Source organism: Caballeronia sp. J97 (assembly GCF_905220305.1).
GTDB lineage: Bacteria > Pseudomonadota > Gammaproteobacteria > Burkholderiales > Burkholderiaceae > Caballeronia.
On the sequence record NZ_CAJMZL010000001.1, the window covers coordinates 685,582 to 707,148 of the forward strand.

Below are 21,567 nucleotides of genomic sequence, written 5' to 3' on the forward strand. Positions count from 1 at the left end.
GCTCGCGCCGGCTCAAAATGGGTCGCTCACTGGTGCGTGAATTCATCTCATTATTGTAGCGCGCGTCATGTTTCCGGAGCCTGATCGTCCGATGCGCGCGCCCGCCGCCGTGGCATTCGCGCTCACGCCGGATATCGGGGGCGGATGCTACACTCGACTGGCTTCGTCCTTGCTCCCCGGGCACGGTTGCTGCGCCGGTCCACGCAAGGCTCGCGGCACCACGCAGTCCGATGCGCCGTGCCGCATCCATTCACATCGCTAGAAGAAGGAGGCTCGACTCTCATGGCTGATTTCCGCATCTGGTCCGACGAATTTCCGGCGAACGGCTTCATGACGCACGCGCAGGAATTCGACCAGCAAGCCTTCGGCGGCTCGGGCGAGAACGTCTCCCCGGCGCTGCAATGGGAAGATCCGCCCGCCGATACGCGCAGTCTCGCGCTCACCGTCTACGATCCCGACGCGCCCACCGGCAGCGGCTTCTGGCACTGGATCGTCGTCAACATTCCGCCCGATGTGCGCTCGCTGCCGCGCAACGCCGGCAAGGCCGACGGCAGTCTGCTGCCGCAAGGCGCGCTGCAGCTTCGCAACGACTACGGCACGGTCGGCTTCGGCGGCGCGGCGCCGCCGCGTGGCGACAAGCCGCATCGCTATATCTTTCGCATCCACGCGCTCTCCGCGGAGAGCCTGCCGCTCGACGGCAACGTGACCAACGCGGTCGCGCGCTTCATGACGCATCTCAACGAGATCGACTCGGCGACCTACACCGGACTCTACGAGCTGAAGTAAGCGCACAAGCAAGGGGCGGCCCCTCGCGGCCGCGCCCGCATCCAAGCCATTTGAAAACGGCGCGTCATACAATGCGCCGCCGCCACTTCCCGCCCATCGATGGACTCCGATAAAGGTCTGCCGCTGCCCCAGCGATACTGGGCCATTGCCGTCGTCGCGCTCGGCATCACGCTCGCGGTGCTCGATGGCGCCATCGCCAACGTCGCGCTGCCGACCATCGCGCGCAATCTGAATGCGTCCCCCGCCGACTCCATTTGGGTCGTCAACGCGTATCAGCTCACCATCACCATTTCGCTCCTGCCGCTCGCGTCGCTCGGCGATCGCATCGGCTACCGGCGCGTCTACATGACGGGGCTCGCGCTCTTCACGGTGTCGTCGTTCGCGTGCGCGCTGTCCGGCTCGCTCGTCGCGCTCACCATCGCGCGCGTCGTCCAGGGCTTCGGCGCGGCCGGCATCATGAGCGTGAACACCGCGCTCGTGCGCATCATCTATCCGCACGAGCAACTGGGGCGCGGCGTATCCATCAACGCGACGGTCGTCGCCATTTCGTCGGTGATCGGACCGACGGTCGCATCCGGCGTGCTCTCCGTCGCTACATGGCCATGGCTCTTCGCGATCAACGTGCCGATCGGCGTCGCGGCGTTCGCGATCGGCTGGAACTCGATGCCGCGCACGCCGGGGCACCGTCAGCCGTACGACTACATCAGCGCGATCATGAACGCGCTCTTTTTCGGCATCGCGATCGTCGCCGTCGATGGCATCGGGCACGGCGAGCATCGACCGTATCTGGTCGGCGAGATCATCGCGACGGCGATCATCGGCTACTTCTTCGTGAAACGGCAACTGACGCAAAGCGCGCCGCTGTTGCCCGTCGATCTGATGCGCATTCCGGTGTTCGCGCTGTCGGTCGGGGCATCGGTGTGCTCGTTCTGCGCGCAGATGCTCGCGTTCGTTTCGCTGCCGTTCCTGCTGCAGAACAACTTCGGCATGAGCCAGGTCGAGACCGGCTTTCTGATGACGCCCTGGCCGCTCGTCATCGTGTTCGTCGCGCCGCTCGCCGGCGTGCTCGCGGATCGCTATTCCGCCGGGCTGCTCGGCGGCATCGGGCTCGCCATCCTCACGGTCGGTCTCGTGCTGCTCGCGAGCCTCGGCGCGCATCCGACGGCACTCGACATCGCATGGCGCATGGCCGTCTGCGGACTGGGCTTCGGGCTCTTCCAGTCGCCCAACAATCGTCAGATGCTCGCCTCCGCGCCGCGTCATCGCAGCGGCGGCGCGAGCGGCATGCTCGGCACCGCGCGCCTCACCGGGCAAACGCTCGGCGCGGCGCTCGTCGCCCTGATCTTCGGGGTCGCGCCGAAGCAAGGCGCGGTGATCGCCATTGCGGTGGCCGCCGTGTTCGCGGCGGCCGCGGCTGTCGTCAGCGTGCTTCGTCTCACCGGCAAGCGCAGCGTCGAAACCGCCTGACGCAAGCTTCTGCACCCTCCTTTCCTGTCGCCTCCGGCCGCTCTCGCTGGGCACAGCCTTTGCTGAAACTTCGGGCGTGGATTCCGCACACGCGGAACGTTCGAAATCAGCAACCTGGAGTGTGTTCATGGCCATTTCCCTCAACGGCTGCAAGGTCGCCATTCTCGCCGTCGACGGCTTCGAGCAGGCGGAACTCGTCGAGCCGCAACGCGCGCTCGAGGAAGCGGGCGCGAAGGTCGATGTCGTGTCGCAGAAGCCCGGTCAGATTCAGGGCTTCAGGCACATCGACAAGGGCGACAAGGTGAATGTCGACGCGACCTTCGACGCCGTCAATGCCGCCGATTACGACGCGCTCGTGTTGCCGGGCGGCGTCGTCAATAGCGACGCGATCCGCCTCGACGCGAAGGCAAAGCGCTTCGTGGAGGACGCCGACCGCGCGAAGAAGCCCATTGCGGTGATCTGCCACGGCGGCTGGCTGCCGATTTCGGCGGGCATCGTGGCGGGCCGCACGATGACGAGCTGGCCGAGCCTGCAGGACGACGTGCGCAACGCGGGCGGCACGTGGGTCGATCAGGAAGTGCAGATCGACGGCAATCTCATCACGAGCCGCAAGCCGGACGATCTTCCGGCGTTCAACAAGGCGCTGATCGAGGCGCTCGGCAAGGCGCGCGCCGCCTGATCTCAACGTACAGGAGACATGCCCATGTCGAGATCGTCCAGGTCATTGATCGCGTTGTTGCTGGCGGCGGCCGCCGCCATCGCGCCGGCGGCGCAGGCGCAGGCGCAAGGCGCGACGCCGGGCGAGAAGCTCTCGCCCATCGATCAGCAGTTCCTGCAGGACGCCGGTCAGGCGGGCGCGACCGAACTCGCGGCGAGCAAGCTCGCGCTCGCGCGCGCGTCCGATCATCAAGTACGGGAATTCGCGCAGCGCATGATCGTCGATCACACGAAGCTCGCGCGCAATCTCGACGTGCTCGCGAAACGTCACGGCATCACCGCGCCGAGCACTGCGGACTCGGCCGTGATCGGCAGTCTGCAAAATCTCCAGGGCGCGGAGTTCGACAAAGCCTATATTGAAAAGGTAGCCGTGGGCGGGCACCAGAAGGCCGTCGAACTGTTCAGAAAAGAGAGCGAAAGCGGCAACGACACCGCGCTGAAGGCAGCGGCGACGAAGGCGTTGCCGGTCATCAGCCATCACTACGAGATGGCGCAGCAGCTCGCCAAGACGAAGGCGGCGTCATGAGTCTCACGCAGGTCGCCGAATCCGCCGCCGCGCTTCGTTGCGCTTCCCGTCCCGCTTATGAGGACTCGACCATGCATATCACGTTTGCAGACGATCCCCCCATTTATGACGGCGACGAGCTCGCCGTCCATTTCGCCGCGCTCATCGACGGCGAACCGGTCGTGTGTTCGATCACCGCCGAAGCGCTCGAAGATCACTTCGGCGCGAAATCCGCGCGCGAGGACGATCTGCTCGACGCCTTCGCGGGCGGCGCGGCGCGCATCCGCGCGGTGTGCGCCGAGGTGCTCGACGACAACGGCGGCCAGCCCGCCGTCCTCAGGAGCGGATTGTTCCGCGTCGCCGGCCTTGAGCCGGAGTGAGCCGGCGCGACCTTCAGCGCGACGCATCCCATACCACCCAAGCCACCCAAGCGAACAAGGAGGGAACATGTCCCTGATCATCGCGGGCCGATTTCAGACCTTTCGCGCCGCCGAGACGGCAGCCCAGAAGCTCTTCGCCCGAGGCTTCCTCGAAGAAGATGTGACGCTGTTCTTCGTCAATCCGAGCGGCCAGCACGCGCGCCATCCGATCGGCGGCGATGTCGGCACGGATGCGGGAGCGAGCGGCGCGCCCAAAGGCGCCGGCAAGGGCGTGACGATCGGCGCGGTGGTGGGCGCCGTGGTCGGCGCGGCAATATTCGCCGTGTTTCATGCGCCGCTGCTCGTATCGGTGATCGCTGCGGGCGTCGGGGCTTACGTGGGATCGCTCGTCGGCGCGATGTCGCATACGAAGAAGCCCGGAGCCGCAGCACAGGCCGAGGAACCAGCGCGTCATGCGGGCGTGCTGGTGGCCGTGCACGTATCGCCGGAAACGCAGGAGCAGGCCGCGAGCGAGTTGCGCGCGGCAGGCGGCATGGATATCGAACGCGCGTCGGGCCGCTGGAAGCAAGGCCGCTGGAGCGACTTCGATCCGCTGCAGCCGCCGCATCCGGTCGGAGAATTCGCGCACACGCGCGCCTGACCGTTCGCCCTTCCTTCATCGATGAGAACGCCCGCTACACGCGGGCGTTCGCTTTCAGACCCAGAACGCGTGCGTGCGATTCGGCCGCGCGTCGGACCGAACGCCGCAATCGGCAGGCAGCACGCGCGCTTTCCCGGGTCGCGCGGCCGGTGGCTCACAGATGCGCCCATCGTCCGCGCGCGGTGCCTGCGCGGATTGCGCCTGCGCGTCGATAACCTGTTGGCGGACATGCAAGGTCAGCGCCGAAGCCGCCAGCGCGACCAGCACCAGATACTCGCGATGCGCGAGCCGGTTGAAAAATTTCACTGCGTTCTCCTGTTGCCGTTTCGTGCGCGCGTCTCGAATCGGATGCGCGCTGTAGTGAGGTTTCAACAGCAAATCACGTGCCGTGCGGGCGTCAGGCGGGCACGCTGCGTGCGCAATGAATCGGCGAGCCGCATCCCGCAGGGAGGCTGCGCAGTGGCAATGTCGAAACGAAAAGGAGGTCTCATATGAGCACGAATGTCGTATCGGTACTCAACGATCTGGTCGAAACCTCGAAGGACGGAGAAAAGGGCTTTCTCAAGGCCGCCGAGGATACGCGCGACCCAAGCCTCAAGCTGCTGTTCCAGAACCGCGCGCAGAAGTGTGCGGAAGGCGCCCGCGAATTGCAGGACGTCGTGGCAAGACTGGGCGGCAAGCCCGAAACCGGCGGCTCGGTGGCGGGCGCGCTGCATCGTGGCTGGGTCGACGTGAAATCGGCGGTGAGCGGCCACAGCGATCACGCGATTCTCGCCGAATGCGAGCGCGGCGAGGATGCCGCGAAGAAGAACTATCGTCAGGCGCTCGACAAGGATCTCCCCGCCGATGTTCGCGCGATCGTCGAACGCCAGTATCAGGGCGTGCTGGAGAACCACGACCGCATCCGCGATCTGCGCGATCAGTATGCGGCCGCGAAGTCCTGATGCGAGCAGCGCGCGGCCCGTCTGAAGGGCCGCACAAAAACAAACGGCCGCGTGAAGCGGCCGTTTGTGCGTCAGGCGATCGAGCGACGCGCGTTACTGCGGTGCGCCCTTGTCGTTCGTGCCGAGCGCCGAAGCTGCCGCCGCTGCCGACGCGCCCTTCAGCTTGTGCGCCTTGTTCTGCTGATGCAGATTGGTGCCCTTCTGCTTCTTCGCCATCGGGGCCGAGGCTGCCGCATCGGAGGCTGCCTGCGCGAACGCCGTGGTCGAGAATGCCAGCGCGAGCGCGCCGATCAATGCCATCTTTTTCGTCTTCATGAAGAGCTCCTTTTTGCCGGCGGCCTCTGAACGCCGGGCTACTGCGCATTCGTGAGCCGCCTGTGTAAGTGCCGACCTGAACGGCCGTACTCGTTTTTTAAATTTCGAAGTGCTGCGAGGTGATGCGCACTGCGTGAAGCGTCATGCGAGAACTTGCGACCGAAGCACCGGGCGATGCGACGTGAACCCGATGCCTCCATGCGAGAACCCGCGCTTCGCCCGATTCCTCGCCTCGTGAGGCGAATCGTCGGACCCCGCGCGGGTTCCGTACTGCTGGCACTCAGCCGCGGCCCGCCGTGGCGAGCCGGGCATACGAACTATGCCATTACTTGGCGGCAATTTTAAGATGGTTCTTCACGGAAGCAACACCCGAGACGTTCGAGACGACTTCTTCCGCGGCGGTTTTATCTTCCGCCGACGGCACCGTGCCCGTCAGCGACACGACGCCCGCGCGCGTCTTCACGTGGATATGCGTGGACTTGACGTTCTTCGCGCCGAGCAGCTCGGCCTTCACCTTGGTGGTGATCGCGCTGTCGTCGACCTTCTGGCCGACCGACGTGCCCGAACCACTCGTCGACGATGCGGAATTGGTCTGCGCGCCGACGTTGAGCGCGAACACGACACACGCGATACCGCCTGCTGCCTTAAGGATTTGAGTCGTCTTCATGGCAATACTCCCATTTTTTCGATTTTGGCCTGGCGCCCCGTTCGCGCGTTGCCGTGCGACGCGGCTCTTCGATGACGTCCGCGCCGTAGCACGCGGATCGTGACCTTCGATCCGCAACTTGCGTGCCGGATCGTACGAACGCGCGCTCGCAGTTCGGCGAAATCCGCGGAAAAGCACCGTGGGACAAGGCCTTCGTGCGTCGCCGAACAAATCTTCGACGCGCTTAAGACGCCCTGCCCGCGCGCATTGCGACACCGCTGAAACCCGCGGCGCTTTTGTCTGAGCGCGTGTAAAAACTGCGTGAAAGAAGCCGCGCGAAGCCTTCGAAAGTGACAAGTCGCCGACAAAAAACGTAGTCGCGGCGCGAGCTTATCGGACGGTGGCACGGCTGTTGCTTTAAACCCTCGCAAACCTGCCCAACTACGTCCAGAACAATCGAGGATTAGCAAGCAATGCCGCCTACACTCGAACTCCGCGCCAAGCAAACGCTCGCGCTCACGCCGCGTCTTCAGCAGTCGGTTCGTCTTCTGCAACTCTCGTCGCTGGAGTTTCAGCAGGAACTGCGAAACGCGCTGGATACCAATCCCTTTCTCGAATACGACGAGTCGCAGACCGATGACAACGCGCTCGGCGCCGACAACGGCAACTCGATGAGCGAACCCACGTTGTCGACCGCGTCGGACAACGCCGCGGAAGCGCCGCTCGCGCCCGAGACCGGCATGGACAGCGAGCAAAGCGCCGATGCCGGCTCGCGCGACGATTCCGTGAGCGAGTTCTCGTCCGATCCGTTCGGCCGCGGCGCCGCGCGCAACAACAGCGACGGCGAAGGCTCCGATCCCGCCGAGTGGGTGCGCATCGAGCCGTCGCTGCACGAAACGCTCCACGACGCACTGCGTCTCTATCAGCTCAACGATCGCGATCGCGCGGTCGCGCAACTCATCATCGAAGCGCTCGACGACGACGGCTATCTGCGTCAGGAGTTGAGCGAGCTCGCGGAGGTCGTCGAAATCGAACCCGCGCTGCACGAAGACGAGCTCATCATCGCGCTCAGGCTCGTGCAGTCGCTCGACAAGCCAGGCGTCGGCGCGCGCAATCTGTCCGAATGCCTGACGCTGCAACTCGAAGCGCTCGACGAAAACACGCCGGGCCGCGCCGTCGCGCTGGAGATCGTCGCGCATCATCTGGAGCGCCTGGCGCGCCGCGAGCAGGCCGAGTTGCAGAAGAAGATCGGCTGCAGCGCGGATGAACTGCGCATCGCCTGCGCGCTCGTGCGTCGCCTCGATCCGAAACCGGGCGAGAACTACGGTCAGAGCGAGGACAACTATGTCGTGCCGGACGTGATCGTGCGTCAGGCGAAGAAGCAATGGGTGGTGACGATCAATCCGGCGGTGCTGCCGCGTGCGCGCATCCATCGCATGTACGCGGAGCTGTTCGCGCAATCGGCGGGCGCGAGCCGTTCGCCGCTCGCGCAGCAATTGCAGGAAGCGCGCTGGCTGATCCGCAACGCGCAGCAGCGGTTTACGACGATTCAGCGCGTGGCCGAATGCATCGTGTCGCATCAGAAGGCATTCTTCGATTACGGCGAAATCGCGCTGAAGCCGCTCGTGCTCCGCGACGTGGCCGATGAACTCGGCCTGCACGAGTCGACCATCTCGCGCGCGACGGGCAACAAGTACATGGCCACGCCGCGCGGCATCTTCGAATTCAAGCACTTCTTCCCGCGCGAGCTTTCCACGGAAAGCGGCGGCACATGCTCGGCCGCGGCCGTGCGTGCGCTGCTCAAGGAGATGATCTCGAAGGAAAACACGCGCGATCCGCTGTCGGACGTGAGCCTCGCGAAGATGCTCGCGGATCAGGGCGTGATCGTCGCGCGTCGCACGGTGGCGAAGTATCGGCATCTGATGAAGGTGCCTCCCGCCGAATTGCGCCGCCAGGCGTAGCGTTTTCACGCTCGCAAGCGCTCGGCGACGACCCGGTCAAGCGAGGCGCCTGAGCGACAAGAGCGTAGCCGACAGGCCGTCCGTTCGCGGACGGCCTTTTTTTGCCGCTGCTCAGCGCCAGCCCGACGCCCGATGCGTGCGCTTGCGCGCGGCGGTCGCCGCCAGCTCCGCGCCGAGCAGAAACACGGCCGCCGAGTAGTACAGCCACATGAGGATGACCGCGAGCGAGCCCGCCGCGCCGAACATGTTCGCTGTGCCCGCGTGCGCGAGATAGAACGCGAAGAGGCGCTTGCCCGCCTCGAAGAGCAGCGCGGCGGCGGCGGCCCCGAGCGCGGCATCGCGCCAGAGCATGCGCGTCGTCGGCAGAAACTTCAGCAGCACGGTGAACGCGATCATCAGCACCCCGAGCGATATCGCGCGCCGCGTAAGTCCCGACAGGACGATGAACGGACTGCCGTCGCCGAGCACCCAATGGCCGAGTATCTCGACAAGCGCATCGAGCACGAGCAGCACCGCGACGAGCAGCCCCGATCCGACCACCAGCCCGAAGGACATCAACCGCACGCGCAGCAGGGTGACGATGCTTTCGCGCGTGCTCACGGCGGGCGTCGGCCAGATGACATTGAGCGCGCTGTGCAACGACGAGAATGTCGCCGATGCGCCGATCAGCACGCCCGCGATCGACAGAATCGCCGTGCTGCGCGCGATATCCGCGTGCCACGCGTTCGCGACGATCGCCTCCAGCGCGTGCGCCGCATCGACGCCGACGACGCCGCTGATCTCGTCGAAGAGCCGGCCTTGCACGGCATCGGCGCCGAAGAAGACGCTCGCCACCGCAATCACGATGACGAGCGTCGGCGCGAGCGAGAATGCGGCGAAGAACGCGATCGCCGCCGAGAACATCAGGCAGTGGTCCTGCGACCATTGCGTGACCGGGTCGACGATCCACGAAAGCCAGCCGAAACGCGACGTGCGGCCCGAAGCGACGGGCGCGGATTGAGTGGCGGAAACGTCCTGATCCATCGTGAGCGTGACTCGGAGTGTCAACCGACGATGTTAGCCGCCACGCGACGCGCGTGCAAAAAAAGCGCGCTCCGCAGGGAGCGCGCCGCGTCCGGTTCGCGTCGCCGCCGCGTATCAGGATCGATCGGCGTCCGGGGCTGCGTCTTCGTCGGCGATACCGCGCGTTTCATCCTCGATTTCGTCGGGCAGGATGTCGGCGTCGGCCTCGAGATTGTTGTCGCCGTCCGCCGATGCCGCTTCGCCCGTGCCGTAGCGGTCCGTATCGCTGTTCAGCTCGGCTTCGGACTGGCCGAGCGCATGAGCGTCGAGCTCGTCTTCGATGTCACCCGGGTAGCGCTTTTCTCCCTGCACGTCCGAGCCGCTGTCGGACGAATCGCTCGGGCCGAGCGCGCCGGTGCCGTGCCCCTTGCCGTATTCCACGCCGTCGTCTTCGGGCGGGTTCAATGTGCTTCCGCTCATCATGACCTCCTTCGTAGTCCATGAAGGAGCCGCAAGGTCCGTTCCGCGAGCGTGCCGGTGCGCGGCATGAAAAAGCCCCGCGCTGCTTCCGAAGCGCGGGGCCGTGGATGCGAGAAGGCGCTGCTTGCGCGCTCAGGCTTTCGCCGCCGGGCGCTTCGCCCCGCTCGCGCCCTGCTTCACCGTCTTGACGGTCTTTTCGGTCACCGACGTCGCGGTCGCAACGCTGCGCAAGTCCGACATGAACGAATCGCGCCAGACCGAGAGATTGTTCTCGCGCAGCGGCGCCATCATGTCGGCATGACGCGCCTGACGCTCGGCGAGCGGCATCGACAATGCGCGCTCCAGCGCTTCGGACATCTGCGAGAGATCGAACGGATTGACGACGAGCGCGCCCGGCAGTTGATCCGCCGCGCCCGCGAACTGCGACAGGACGAGCGCGCCCGGGTCCGCCGGATCCTGCGACGCGACGTATTCCTTCGCGACGAGATTCATGCCGTCGCGCAGCGGCGTCACGTATCCAACCTGCGAAAGACGGAACAGCGCCATCAGCAAATTGCGCTCGTACTTGCGGTTGAGATACTGGATCGGCGTCCAGTCGAGCTGCGCGAAGCGGCCGTTGATGCGCCCCGCCTCGCCCTCCAGATTCTGGCGAATGCGTTGATAGGTCTGCACGTCCGAGCGCGTCGGCGGCGCGATCTGCACGAGCGACACGCGGCCATGCCAGCCCGGCGCGTTCAGCAGCAGGCGCTCGAACGCCTGGAAGCGCTCGACGAGACCCTTAGAGTAATCGAGACGGTCGACGCTCATGATGAGCTTGCGGCCGCGCATGCTGTCGCGCAGGCTCTTCACCTGCTTGCGGTTGGCGAACTGCTCGGCTGACTTCGCGATAGCGTCCGGATAGATGCCGATCGGATACGCGCCCACCTTCAGCATGCGGCCGAACGCCTGCAACATGCCGTCGTCGTCGTTGTAGTGCCCGCGGCTCGTGCGCTCCACGTAATCGATGAACGACTGCTTGTCGCTGTCCGTCTGGAAGCCGACGACATCGTACTGGCACATCGCCTGGATGAGTTCCTCGTGCGGCGGCACGGTGCGCATCATCTCGGGCACCGGAAACGGAATGTGCAGGAAAAACCCGACCGGGTTCGCGACGCCGAGCTTCCGCAACTCGTGCGCGAACGGCAGCATGTGATAGTCGTGCACCCAGATGATGTCATCGGGCTTGAGCAGCGTCTTCAGCTTCGCGGCGAGGCTCGCGTTGACGCGCATGTAACCCGCGTATTCCTCCCGGTCGAAGCGCGAGAGGTCGTTGCGGTAGTGAAATGTCGGCCACAGCGTGGCATTCGAGAAACCTCGGTAGTACTGGTCGTAGTCGCGGCGGGTGAGTCCGACCGTTGCGTAGGTTACTTTGCCGCTCGTCTCGATGACAGGCGCGCCCGCCTCGCCGACGATTTCGCCGCTCCACCCGAACCACACGCCCCCAGTCTCCTTGAGCGCGTCCAGAACGCCGATCGCGAGGCCGCCCGCGCTGGGCTTGCCTTCCTGGATCGGTGCGACGCGATTCGATACCACGATCAATCTGCTCATTACAACATCACCTCATCAGTTGTCGTTGCATGCTCGAATTGGCGATCAAGGGTATGCAAAAGCCGTGCCTTTTTGTTGAACTTTGTAAATAAAAATTTGTATGGAGATGTTACGGACGAACGAAAACACGCGACGAACACGCGTCGCGTAGAAATTTTTATTCTTATGCCGGGTGCTTCCGCCGGCCGGAATCACGCGTCCTGCTCGGAGCCCAGGTCGCGCTGATAGTCGATTCCCTCGCGCCGCACGCCGCCCTGGTTGTGCTCGCCATCGGGCGGAGCGCCCGGTGCGGGGCGGTTCTGAGCGGCGGGATCGTGGTCCGCGGGCGGCGCGCCGGCTGCTGTCTTGGCGGCTTCGGCGCGCGCTTCGCGCTTGGACGAGTGACGCGCGGAGCGTCGGAGTGCGGGATGCCTCATGATGCCTCCAGAGAAGAAGGCCGTCGCGATAGTGACGTCGGCGGCGTCGGACCGGTGCGCTGCAATGAGCGCGGCTTCAGAAAAAACGACCGGCGACAACAACTGCCGCCGGTCATTGTTGCGTTATCCGTTGTAATCCCTACCTACGGGATAGAAACTTATTCAAACCTTGCACGAATTCTGGGCATTGTCCAACGCCTGCGATCCTGCATCCTTCGACAGCGTCAATACACGTGCGGTGTCTCACCCGGTCCCGGCGGCGGATCGCCGATCGGTTGCGACGGCGGCGTCGGCGGCTCGCGCGTCGGGTCCGGATTGGTGTCCGGCGGCATCGGCGTGGGCGGCGGCTGATCGGGTGGCGTCACCGGCGGGTCGGGGGGCTGCGGCGTCTGGGCTTCGAGTGGCATGACGGGCTCCTTGCGGTCTTGTGATCGTACTTTCCCCATCCGCGCGAAACGCCTCACGCACAGTGCACGGATGTCATTCGATCGGCAGCAAGGGGCATGCCCCTCGGACTCATCGGGTCCGCACCTTCTGTCACATTATCGGCGTAGAAAACGCGCCTGCCAATGAAAAACGCCTGCGGTTTCAAAGCCGCAGGCGCCCGATTTTGTCTAAAGATAAGCGAAGTTCAGGGATGTTCGCTGTCAGAATCGCTCAGGTCGCCGCCGTCGCCGACCGCGGCCTTGTTCGCGTCCTCGCCGTATTCGACGAGCCGGTTATAGAGCGTTTTCAGGCTGATGCCGAGGATTTCCGCCGCACGCGTCTTCACGCCGCCGCATTGGTCCAGCGTCGCGAGGATGAGTTGCCGGTCGGCCTGCGCGAGCGACGTGCCGAACGGAATCGTCACCGCCGTGCCCGCCGACGGCTTCGACAGCGAAATCTGCAGCGGCACCGTAGCCGTGCTGTCCGAATCCGACGCCGACATGATGTAGGCGCGCTGCACATAGTTCTTCAACTCGCGCACGTTGCCCGGCCAGTTGTACGAAGCCAGCATCTCGCGCACGGCGGGCGGGAACTCCTTCTTGGTCCCGTAGCGGGAATTCAGCTCGTCGAGGAACGCCTGCCCGAGCAGTTCGACGTCCTTGCCGCGCTCGCGCAACGGCGGCAGATTGATCGGGAACACGTTCAGCCGGTGATAGAGATCGAGGCGCAGCTTGCCTTCGAGCACCGCCTGCTCGGGATCGCGATTGGTCGCGGCGATCAGGCGCACGTCCGTCTCGATCTCCTTGGTCGTGCCCACGCGCATGAACATGCCGGTTTCCAGCACGCGCAGCAGCTTCACCTGCAACTCGATCGGCATCTCGGTGATTTCGTCGAGGAACAGCGTGCCGCCGTTCGCGCGCTCGAAATAACCCTTGTGCTGACGATCCGCGCCCGTGAAGGAGCCGCGCTCGTGACCGAACATTTCCGATTCGATCAGGTTCGGCGAGATCGCGCCGCAGTTCACCGCGATGAACGAGTGCTTGCGACGCAGCGAGAGCTCATGCAGTGTCTGCGCGGCCACTTCCTTGCCGGTGCCCGACTCGCCGATCAGCAGCACCGATGCGGCCGTCGGCGCGACGCGGCCGATCTGGTCGTAGACCGTCTGCATCGCGGGCGAGTTGCCCAGCATCAAGCCGAAGCGGCCCATGCGGCGCAGTTCGCCGCGCAGGGTGCCGATCTCCGCTTTCAGGTCGCCGGCGCGCGGCAGCCGCGACAGGATGGCCTTCACGCGCTGCATGTTGATCGGCTTGACGAGGTAATCCGCCGCGCCCATCTTGAGCGCGCTGACGGCGGACTCCACCGTCGCGTGCCCGGTGATGACGATAAACTCGACGCCCGAGCGCGGGTCGAGATCCTCGAAGAGATCGACGCCCGTGCCGTCGGGCAGTTTGAGATCGGTGAAAACGACATCCGGCGTCTGTCGCACGAGCTGGATGCGCGCCTCGCGCAGATCGCCGGCGGTGGCCGTCGTCAGTCCGTCTTCGCCGATGATCGCGGCTAGCGCCTCGCGGGTACTGGGATCGTCATCGACAATCAATACGTGTGGCATTGCGTCTCGAATTCTTCCTAAGCGTTTCAGGGTCACACGCCGGTGGTGGCGTGGTCTTCTCCGTGCGGCTGGGGCGCCGCGCGGGCCGGTGCGATTCGCGGTTACGGCCGATCGAGGATGATCGCCGCCGCGCAAAATGCGCGATAAATAAAATAATTTCCGATGCTCTGCACGCTTGGCTCAAACCCGCGTAAGTTTTGCCATTTAGGCAACTTATTGCCGAGTTTCAATGATTATAAGCGTTTATCAAGATGAAAACGCACGCTGGTTTCAGCGTGCGTTTCATTGATCACATCATTGAAAATCGATCACCGCTTCAGGTTGCCGAAGTCGGGCAGTCAGTTCGAAAGCGCATCAACTCCGCGGGAAATGCCACGCATCGGCGGTGCCGCCGACCGTGCCATGTCCGTTCACGGGTTGCGCGCCCGTGCCGGTCGCCGGCGTCAGCACCTTGCCGCCCTCGTCTTCCCACCGGTTCAAGTCGCGCGCCGTGCGTCGGCCGACGGCGTCCCGCGACTGCACCCACTTCCATGCGAGAACGCTGCCGACTGCGAACAGCGCGCCGAAAATTCCGATCGAAGGTCGTGCCATTTGTGTTCTCTCCCATCGTCAACAAAATCCGCCGCCGAGATCGATCGACGGCCGCCGCGACGCGGCCCTTCAGCGGGAAACCAGAAGCCCCAGCAGAAATCCGACGCCCGCAGCCACGCCGAGCGACTGCCACGGGTTGTCCTTCACGTATTTCGCGGTGCAGTCGACACCTGCGCGATAGCGGCTTTGCGCGCTCGCCTGCGCATCGTCGAGCGCATTGCGCGCCGCATCGACGTGATCGCGCAGACGCGAGCGGAGCGCGTCGACGCCCTCGCCCGGCAGCGTCGCCGAGAGCCGCAGCAGTTCCTCCGAATCGTTCAGCAGCACTTTGATGTCTTCGATGATCTTTTGCTTGCCCAACGCAAGCTGGACAGTCGTTTGACTCATGAAATGTAGTCCTCGCCCAAGTGGGGTTTGTCGGTCCGGGCGTCGCGCAATCAACGCGTCTCGGCGACCGGCACGCCGGCCACGGGTAGCCGGTCGCCCGCCGCGATCCGCGCGCGCAGGCTTCGCACGACGCCACTTGCCATCAAGGCGCCGCCCATCGCGCCGAACACGAGACTCGTCACATTCGCGGCACGTGCCAGCGCGGGTGTGCCCGCCGCATAGCCTAGCACCGCGCACATCAGCGCGGTCACGAGCGCGACGGCGGCCCAGTGAAAGATGTCGATCGGCTCGCCGGCCGCGAGTTCCTGGCTTCCGCCGGCCGAAGCCTGCGGGCGTCGCGTGCGGACCTGCCGCGTGGGGCTCGTGCGCGGATATGCGCCCCCGTCGAAATTCAAGAAGTCTTCCATGATGCTTTTGCCTCTCTCGCCCATCCTCGTGTGCGCGCCTCGGGTTCGATGCCCTTCGGCGAACTTTCGAATAAGAATCACGATGACAGCGCTTACGCAGCTTTCATGCCACGCCCGTCACGCCGGGGCCGTGAAGCGCGTACATCGCCCGGATCGGCCGATGATCGGGTAACAATTACGTCGTCGTCTTGTAAATTTTCAGCGGGTAAAGGAGAACCTTTCCGGAGACGCCGCGGCCGTGACGCCGCGCTCCGACAAAATGCGCCGGAGCGTGGCCCGCGCATTGCCGCAATGTCATTGCGAATGGTTAAATAGCGTTTATGAGATAGGCTCGTTTGCGACGATCCGGCGCTGCGAAAGCACCCGATGCAGACGATGCCTGACCGACGCTCAACCAGGAAAAGCGGCTCGCGGAGCAGCGTGAGCACAACGGGCAGCGCGCACGGGCGCGTCCTATGCCGATGCGCGGTCATCCACGGTTGCGCCGCCGCGCGCGCCGCACCGCGCCAGGCCGAAGGCGACGCCGCACGGGCCGCCACCCGCCCACTACATACGCAGAAACCAGGAACGATCAGGACACATGGCGTCAACCGATCTGGATCCGCCGCCCACCGCGGTCGGCGATACACCCGCGCAGCGAAGGCGCAACACAGGGGAAGTGCCGGGCTTGAAGTCTTATGGACTGCTCTATGGCTCGTCGCCGGTGATGCAGGAGTTGTATGCGCAAATCGAGCGCGTCGCCGCGACCGATGCCACCGCGCTGATCATCGGCGAGTCGGGCACCGGCAAGGAACTCGTCGCCCGGACGATTCACGATCACAGCGCGCGCAAGGATGCGCCGTTCATCGCGGTGAACTGCGGCGCGATTCCCGACAACCTCATCGAGGCCGAGTTGTTCGGTCACGAGAAAGGCAGCTTCACGGGCGCGGTGCAGGGGCGCATCGGCTATTTCGAGCACGCGAACGGCGGCACACTCTTTCTCGACGAAGTGACCGAAATGTCGCCCGTGCGGCAGGTGAAGCTGCTGCGCGCGCTGGAGACGGGCACGTTCTTTCGCGTCGGCGGCAACGATCTGATCCGCTCGGACGTGCGCGTGATCGCGGCGACCAACCGCGATCCCGTCGCGGCCGTGAAAGAGAATGGCTTGCGCGAGGATCTGATGTATCGCCTCGCCGTGTTCCCGCTGCGCGCGCCGCCGTTGCGCGAGCGCGATTCGGATCGCGAGCTGCTCGCGCAGCATTTCCTCTCGGAGATGAACGCGCAGGAAGGCACGAGCAAGGTCTTCAGCAAGCGCGCGCTCGACGTGCTGCGCACCTATTCCTGGCCGGGCAACGTGCGCGAGCTGAAGAACACGGTTTATCGCGCGTTCATCCTCGCGGAGAAGACCGTGGAGATCGCGCATCCGCATCTCGCGTCGCGCGTGAAGAAGCCGGTCACGCAGGGCGACGCGATGAACGTCTGGGTCGGCACCCCGCTCGCCGATGCGCAAAAGCAGATCATCCTCGGCACGCTCAAGCATTGCGGCGGCGACAAGCGGCGCGCCGCGAAGGCGCTCGGCGTGAGCCTGAAGACCTTGTATAACCGTCTCGGCGCATACGAGAACGAGGACACGGAGGGCAACGACACGTCTTCGGGCAGCGGAAACTGAGCCGCCTTCTCCGGCTCTGACCGGAAGATGTCGAAAGCGAGCGCGCATGTCCGCGCTCGCTTTTTTTTTGCGCCGATCGATACGCGGATCGAAACGTGCTTCCGGCACTTGCAATTTCTTGCAAATTTATCAGCGCGGTAATTAGAAGCATGCTTCAGAATGCGCGGAGCCCGCGCGTGAAGCCGCTTTTGCGTTGCCGGGCGGTGGCTTGAGGGCCAAACCTCAAGAAGATTCGAGCCCCTCGAACCCCGATCGCGAGCATCGGGGGACCGAAAGACGAAGGAAAGCAACATGCAGAAAAGGGTTCATCGGCGCGGACCGCGTGCCGTCGCGCTCGCCGCGATCATCTCGGGCGCCATCGCTTGCGCAAGCCTCAGCGGATGCAACTCGCTCTATAGCGAAGGCGCGACCGCCGGCGCCGGTATCGCGGGCGCGGCCGTGGCGAACAGCGTCACCAGCAACGCCGCGGTGGCGACGGGCATCGGCCTCGGCGCGGTCGCCGCGGCGCGCGCGGGCGTGCAGTACACGCAGCGCGTCGTTCATACCAACGCGCAGGATCAGATCGCCTCGATCGCCGGCCCCCTCGCCGTGGGCGCAGTCGCGCCGTGGAAGGTCGTCCATTCGGTGCCGATCGAAGAAGACGAGAAAGGTCGCGTGACGGTGAGCCGCACCATCAGCAGCGGCGTGCTCGATTGCAAGGAGATCGTGTTCTCCGTCGATCGCGACGCGACGAAAGACCGCCCCGCCGGCAGCGCGTTCTATGTCGCATCGGTCTGCCGTGACGGCGACAAGTGGAAGTGGGCGTCCGCCGAACCGGCCACGCCGCGCTGGGGCTCGCTGCAATGACGCTGTCGCTCGATGTACCTCTCGCGCTGCGTCTCGGCCTCATCGCAGCCGGCGCCGCCGCGTGCATGACCATGAGCGGTTGCGCATCGATCGGCGCGGCGACGGGCGCGGTGGCGGGCGTCGCGACGGGCGCGTTCACGACGAACCCGGCCATCGGCTTCGGCGTGGGTGTCGCGGTGCAGGCGGCCACCGACGAGGCCGTCAAGCGGGTGACCAAGTCGCTGCACGAGGATCAGCAGGTCATGATCGCGGTGACGGCGGGCGTGTCGCAAGTCGGCGAGACGCGGCCGTGGAAGGTCAAGCATACGTTGCCGGTCGAGAACGGCCACGGCGACGTGCGCGTGCTGCGCGAGTTCAACAGCGCGCTCGCGAGTTGCAAGGAGTTCGCGTTCTCGGTGGTCGATGGCGACGACGCGAAAGCGCCCGCCGAGTGGTTCATCGCGACGGCTTGCCAGCAGTCGGGCGGCTGGAAGTGGGCATCGGCGGAGCCCGCGGTCGAGCGGTGGGGCAATTTGCAGTAGTTTTTCGCGGCCTGATAAGGAAAGCGCGGTTCCGTCACCGGCAACCGCGCCTTTCAGAGAGCCTGACCGACACTGGTCAAGCCTCCACATCCTCCAGGCTCAGCATCTCCGTCTGATCGTTGTACGAGAAGATTTCGCCGTACCGTCCCCAGTCGATGACCGCGTCGAGCGTTTCCTGCGCGGCCTTGTCGGAAAGAAAGTCCTCAAGTTCCTGTTCGAAGCGCAGGCGCGGCGCGCGATGCCCCGGCCGCTCGTTCAGCACCTTCTTGATCCGCGCGGCGAGCGGCACATGCCGCAGCAGATGCTCCGCGAACATCATCTTGCGCTCCTGCGTGCCGAACTCCGCGAACACGCGCGCCTGCGGCGTGAGGAAGATGTCGCCCTCGCGCACATCCGCGAAACCTAGATGCTGCAGCACTTCCGCGATCGGAAAGAGTTCGTCGACTTCGAGATGCAGCGTGCGCGCGATTTCCGGCATGTCCGCGCGGCCGTGATACGGCTCGGCCGCGAGTGTTTCGATCAGACCCGCCATCAGGTTGGTGGACACCGACGGCAGCCAGCTTCCCAGCTCGAGCCCCTTTTTCTTCGCTTCGTCCATCTGACGCGCGGTCATCTTCGCGTAGATATCGTCGACAAGACGCCGGAACGCCGGGTCCAGGCGATTGCGCGGATGCTTGAACGGCACCTTGATCTCGGCCATCACTCGGCCGGGATTCGACGACAGCACGAGAATGCGGTCGCACATGAACACCGCTTCCTCGATGTTGTGCGTGACGATCAGCACCGACTTGATCGGCATGCGCCCTTGCGTCCAGAGATCGAGCAAGTCGGTGCGCAGGTTTTCGGCGGTCAGCACGTCGAGCGCGGAAAACGGCTCGTCCATGAGCAGCAGTGTCGGATCGACGACCAGCGCCCGCGCGAAACCCACGCGCTGCCGCATGCCGCCCGACAGCTCACGCGGATACGCGTTCTCGAAGCCGTCGAGACCGATCAGGTCGATCGCGGCAAGCGCGCGCTCGCGCCGCTCGCGCGCGCCGACGCCCTGCGCTTCCAGACCCGCTTCCACGTTTTGCAGCACCGTCAGCCACGGAAACAGCGCGAAGGTCTGAAACACCATCGCGACACCTTTGGCGGGCCCGCGCAACGGCTCGTTCAGATAAGTGACGTCGCCGCCGGTCGGCTCGATCAGCCCGGCGATGATGCGCAACAGCGTCGACTTGCCCGAGCCCGAGCGTCCGAGCAAACCGACGATCTCCCCTTCGCGCAGCGCGAGGTTCGCGTCGTCGAGCACGAGCAGTTCGCCCTGCGTCTTGTTGAAGCCACGGCTCACGTTCTGCACGCGCAGAATCTCCGCGCCGAGACGCGGCGGCGTGCCTTGCGGGCGCTGGAAGCCCTGTGCAGCGGACGTCTGCGTGTTTTTCAGGTTCTGCATCGGAACTCGTCCTCAATCCAGCCGGAGCCTTGCTTCGGCATAGGCGTATAGCGGGCGCCACAACAGTCGGTTGAACAGCGTGACGAACAACGACATCACAGCGATGCCGAGAATGATTTTCGGGTAGTCGCCCGCGGCGGTCGTCTGGGCGATATAGGCGCCGAGGCCGTGCGCGACGACCTCCGTCTTGCCCCACGACACCGCTTCCGCGACGATGCTCGCGTTCCACGCGCCGCCCGACGCGGTGATCGCGCCGGTGATGTAGTACGGGAAGATGCCGGGCAACATGCACTTCTTCCACCACTGCCAGCCGCGGATCTGAAAGTTGGTCGCGGCCTCGCGATAATCGTTCGGATAGGCGGACGCCCCCGCGACGACGTTGAAAAGGATATACCACTGCGTGCCGAGCACGATGAGCGGCGACAGCCAGATATCCGGGTTCAGGTTCCAGCGCACGATCACCACGACGAAGACCGGAAACAGCAGGTTGGCCGGGAACGCGGCGAGGAACTGCGCGAGCGGCTGGACCTTTTCCGCGAGCGCCGGCCGCAAGCCGATCAGCACGCCGACCGGCACCCAGACCACCGATGCGATCGCGATCAGCACCACCACGCGCAAGAGCGTGATGAAGCCGAGCACGAACACACGGCCGACTTCGCCCCAGGTGACGCCCGTCGAGACGAAGGACGCGACCTTCCACACGACGAACGCGGTGATCAGCAGCACGACCGTGCCCCACGCGATATCGCCCGCGCGCGTGGACGGCACCCTCGCGCGCAGCGGCAGCCCCACGTTTTCGAGCGCGCCCTGCAGCGACGGCAGCTTGATCGGGAAACGCGCCGTCTTCGCGAGAATCCAGCCCGCCGGCACGAGCAGACGGTGAATCAGGCGCGTGCGGCGGATCAGGTCGAGCAGCCACGAAGACGGCTCGTCGCCCGAGCTCGTGTTCTCCATGCGGAACTTGTCGGCCCATGCAACGAGCGGGCGGAACATCAACTGGTCGTAGGCCAGGATGACGATGGTCATCGCGAGGATCACCCAGCCGATCGCGGAGAGGTTTCGCTCGCCGATGGCCGCCGCCAGATATGCGCCGATGCCCGGCAGCACGATCGTACGGTTGCCGACCGTGATCGCCTCGGACGCGACGACGAAGAACCAGCCTCCCGACATCGACATCATCATGTTCCAGATGAGGCCCGGCATCGAAAACGGCACTTCCAGCTTCCAGAAGCGCTGCCAGTTGGTGAGGTGAAAGCCGCGCGAGACTTCGTCCAGGTCGCGCGGCACCGTGCGCAGCGACTGATAGAAGCTGAACGTCATGTTCCACGCCTGGCTCGTGAAGATCGCGAAGATCGCCGCGCACTCGGCGCCGATCACGCGCCCGGGGAACATGGCGAGGAAGAAGGTCACCGTAAACGAGATATAGCCCAGCACCGGCACCGACTGGAGGATGTCGAGGATCGGCACGAGCACGATCGACGCGCGCCGGCTCTTCGCCGCGAGCGTGCCGTAGATCAGGGTGAAGATGAGCGACGCGACCATCGCCAACAGCATGCGCAGGGTCGTGCGCAGCGCGTATTCGGGAAGATTCGCGGGGTCGAGCGAGATCGCCTGGGTCTGCAGGGTCGAGATCGGCGCCAGGGTTTCATGGAAACCCACGGCGGCCAGCGCGATCATGCAGATGATCATCGGGAACGCGACGAAGTCCCAGCGGTTGGGCAGGATCCGCCAGGCCGACGCATTCGCCGTGCGATTCAGATTGAAACCAAATTCCATGCAAGGCCCTCCCCGTAAGGCTTTGTTCCGACCGCGCCGGGCGCGGGATGATGCTTGAGACGGCACTCGGACCGTCTG

The 21,567-nt window shown here is 65.0% G+C and carries 25 protein-coding genes; 11 read left to right on the forward strand and 14 right to left on the reverse strand.

What is annotated here, in order from left to right:
- Positions 1–282 precede the first annotated feature (282 nt).
- The 6 genes from U4Y90_RS03090 (at position 283) to U4Y90_RS03115 (ending at position 4,495) form a co-directional block, all read left to right on the forward strand.
- Positions 283–786 carry a YbhB/YbcL family Raf kinase inhibitor-like protein gene (locus tag U4Y90_RS03090; RefSeq protein WP_321792056.1) on the forward strand — a complete coding sequence of 168 codons (504 nt, stop codon included), beginning with the start codon at positions 283–285 and terminating at the stop codon, positions 784–786.
- A gap of 99 nt (positions 787–885) precedes the next feature.
- A complete protein-coding gene (locus U4Y90_RS03095; protein ID WP_321792058.1) occupies positions 886–2,253 on the forward strand; it encodes an MFS transporter in 1,368 nt (455 codons plus the stop codon).
- 127 nt (positions 2,254–2,380) lie between these two features.
- Complete coding sequence (locus U4Y90_RS03100; RefSeq protein WP_321792060.1) at positions 2,381–2,932, forward strand: type 1 glutamine amidotransferase domain-containing protein; 552 nt, start codon at positions 2,381–2,383, stop codon at positions 2,930–2,932.
- Positions 2,933–2,956: 24 nt separating this feature from the next.
- Complete coding sequence (locus U4Y90_RS03105) at positions 2,957–3,496, forward strand: DUF4142 domain-containing protein (protein ID WP_415749284.1); 540 nt, start codon at positions 2,957–2,959, stop codon at positions 3,494–3,496.
- A complete protein-coding gene (locus U4Y90_RS03110) occupies positions 3,493–3,855 on the forward strand; it encodes a DUF1488 domain-containing protein (protein ID WP_321792064.1) in 363 nt (120 codons plus the stop codon). Before U4Y90_RS03105 ends, U4Y90_RS03110 begins: the two co-directional genes overlap by 4 nt.
- 67 nt (positions 3,856–3,922) lie before the next feature.
- Positions 3,923–4,495: a glycine zipper domain-containing protein gene (locus U4Y90_RS03115; RefSeq protein ID WP_321792066.1), complete on the forward strand. Its 573-nt coding sequence runs from the start codon at positions 3,923–3,925 to the stop codon at positions 4,493–4,495.
- A 54-nt stretch (positions 4,496–4,549) separates the two neighbouring features.
- Here the strand turns inward: U4Y90_RS03115 and U4Y90_RS03120 are convergent, their stop codons facing one another.
- Positions 4,550–4,801: a hypothetical protein gene (locus U4Y90_RS03120; protein ID WP_321792068.1), complete on the reverse strand. Its 252-nt coding sequence runs from the start codon at positions 4,799–4,801 to the stop codon at positions 4,550–4,552.
- Positions 4,802–4,986: 185 nt separating this feature from the next.
- Here U4Y90_RS03120 and U4Y90_RS03125 point away from each other — a divergent pair, with 185 nt between their 5' ends.
- On the forward strand, positions 4,987–5,439 hold the full coding sequence (locus U4Y90_RS03125; protein WP_035506253.1) for a PA2169 family four-helix-bundle protein: 453 nt from the start codon (positions 4,987–4,989) through the stop codon (positions 5,437–5,439).
- A 93-nt stretch (positions 5,440–5,532) separates the two neighbouring features.
- On the opposite strand, the gene U4Y90_RS03130 is transcribed toward U4Y90_RS03125, so the two are convergent.
- Together U4Y90_RS03130 and U4Y90_RS03135 are read right to left on the reverse strand one after the other, a co-directional pair.
- Positions 5,533–5,754: a hypothetical protein gene (locus U4Y90_RS03130; RefSeq protein ID WP_321792072.1), complete on the reverse strand. Its 222-nt coding sequence runs from the start codon at positions 5,752–5,754 to the stop codon at positions 5,533–5,535.
- A gap of 325 nt (positions 5,755–6,079) precedes the next feature.
- Entirely contained in the window at positions 6,080–6,421 is a 342-nt protein-coding gene (locus U4Y90_RS03135; RefSeq protein ID WP_321792074.1) for a BON domain-containing protein, read from the reverse strand.
- Positions 6,422–6,873: 452 nt separating this feature from the next.
- Between U4Y90_RS03135 and U4Y90_RS03140 the strand changes: the two genes are divergently transcribed.
- Positions 6,874–8,361, forward strand: a complete 1,488-nt coding sequence (locus U4Y90_RS03140) for an RNA polymerase factor sigma-54 (RefSeq protein WP_321792076.1) — start codon at positions 6,874–6,876, stop codon at positions 8,359–8,361.
- A gap of 111 nt (positions 8,362–8,472) precedes the next feature.
- On the opposite strand, the gene U4Y90_RS03145 is transcribed toward U4Y90_RS03140, so the two are convergent.
- From U4Y90_RS03145 to U4Y90_RS03185, 9 genes are all read right to left on the reverse strand, one after another.
- Positions 8,473–9,384, reverse strand: a complete 912-nt coding sequence (locus U4Y90_RS03145) for a YihY/virulence factor BrkB family protein (protein WP_321792077.1) — start codon at positions 9,382–9,384, stop codon at positions 8,473–8,475.
- Between the two features lie 114 nt (positions 9,385–9,498).
- Complete coding sequence (locus U4Y90_RS03150; RefSeq protein ID WP_321792079.1) at positions 9,499–9,846, reverse strand: chemotaxis protein; 348 nt, start codon at positions 9,844–9,846, stop codon at positions 9,499–9,501.
- A gap of 129 nt (positions 9,847–9,975) precedes the next feature.
- The gene (gene otsA / locus U4Y90_RS03155; RefSeq protein WP_321792081.1) at positions 9,976–11,430 is read right to left on the reverse strand and encodes an alpha,alpha-trehalose-phosphate synthase (UDP-forming); all 1,455 of its coding nucleotides are present in this window, start codon (positions 11,428–11,430) and stop codon (positions 9,976–9,978) included.
- Between the two features lie 191 nt (positions 11,431–11,621).
- Complete coding sequence (locus U4Y90_RS03160) at positions 11,622–11,846, reverse strand: hypothetical protein (protein WP_321792083.1); 225 nt, start codon at positions 11,844–11,846, stop codon at positions 11,622–11,624.
- Between the two features lie 224 nt (positions 11,847–12,070).
- Positions 12,071–12,253: a hypothetical protein gene (locus tag U4Y90_RS03165; protein ID WP_321792085.1), complete on the reverse strand. Its 183-nt coding sequence runs from the start codon at positions 12,251–12,253 to the stop codon at positions 12,071–12,073.
- Positions 12,254–12,477: 224 nt separating this feature from the next.
- A complete protein-coding gene (locus U4Y90_RS03170) occupies positions 12,478–13,881 on the reverse strand; it encodes a sigma-54 dependent transcriptional regulator (RefSeq protein WP_321792087.1) in 1,404 nt (467 codons plus the stop codon).
- 354 nt (positions 13,882–14,235) lie between these two features.
- On the reverse strand, positions 14,236–14,472 hold the full coding sequence (locus tag U4Y90_RS03175) for a hypothetical protein (RefSeq protein WP_321792089.1): 237 nt from the start codon (positions 14,470–14,472) through the stop codon (positions 14,236–14,238).
- A 69-nt stretch (positions 14,473–14,541) separates the two neighbouring features.
- Positions 14,542–14,859: a DUF883 family protein gene (locus tag U4Y90_RS03180; protein ID WP_321792091.1), complete on the reverse strand. Its 318-nt coding sequence runs from the start codon at positions 14,857–14,859 to the stop codon at positions 14,542–14,544.
- Positions 14,860–14,909: 50 nt separating this feature from the next.
- Positions 14,910–15,266 (reverse strand): hypothetical protein, encoded by a 357-nt coding sequence (locus U4Y90_RS03185; RefSeq protein ID WP_321792093.1) that lies wholly within the window; start codon positions 15,264–15,266, stop codon positions 14,910–14,912.
- A gap of 580 nt (positions 15,267–15,846) precedes the next feature.
- On the opposite strand from U4Y90_RS03185, the gene U4Y90_RS03190 reads away from it, so the two are divergent.
- The 3 genes from U4Y90_RS03190 (at position 15,847) to U4Y90_RS03200 (ending at position 18,281) form a co-directional block, all read left to right on the forward strand.
- Positions 15,847–16,914 carry a sigma-54 dependent transcriptional regulator gene (locus U4Y90_RS03190; RefSeq protein WP_321792095.1) on the forward strand — a complete coding sequence of 356 codons (1,068 nt, stop codon included), beginning with the start codon at positions 15,847–15,849 and terminating at the stop codon, positions 16,912–16,914.
- A gap of 291 nt (positions 16,915–17,205) precedes the next feature.
- Positions 17,206–17,760, forward strand: coding sequence for a hypothetical protein (locus U4Y90_RS03195; protein WP_321792097.1), 555 nt, complete (start codon positions 17,206–17,208; stop codon positions 17,758–17,760).
- Positions 17,757–18,281 (forward strand): hypothetical protein, encoded by a 525-nt coding sequence (locus U4Y90_RS03200; RefSeq protein ID WP_321792579.1) that lies wholly within the window; start codon positions 17,757–17,759, stop codon positions 18,279–18,281. Before U4Y90_RS03195 ends, U4Y90_RS03200 begins: the two co-directional genes overlap by 4 nt.
- A 76-nt stretch (positions 18,282–18,357) precedes the next feature.
- Here U4Y90_RS03200 and U4Y90_RS03205 read toward each other — a convergent pair whose 3' ends face one another.
- A complete protein-coding gene (locus U4Y90_RS03205; RefSeq protein ID WP_321792099.1) occupies positions 18,358–19,713 on the reverse strand; it encodes a nitrate/sulfonate/bicarbonate ABC transporter ATP-binding protein in 1,356 nt (451 codons plus the stop codon).
- Between the two features lie 12 nt (positions 19,714–19,725).
- Positions 19,726–21,489, reverse strand: a complete 1,764-nt coding sequence (locus U4Y90_RS03210; protein WP_321792101.1) for an ABC transporter permease subunit — start codon at positions 21,487–21,489, stop codon at positions 19,726–19,728.
- Positions 21,490–21,567: the final 78 nt, after the last annotated feature.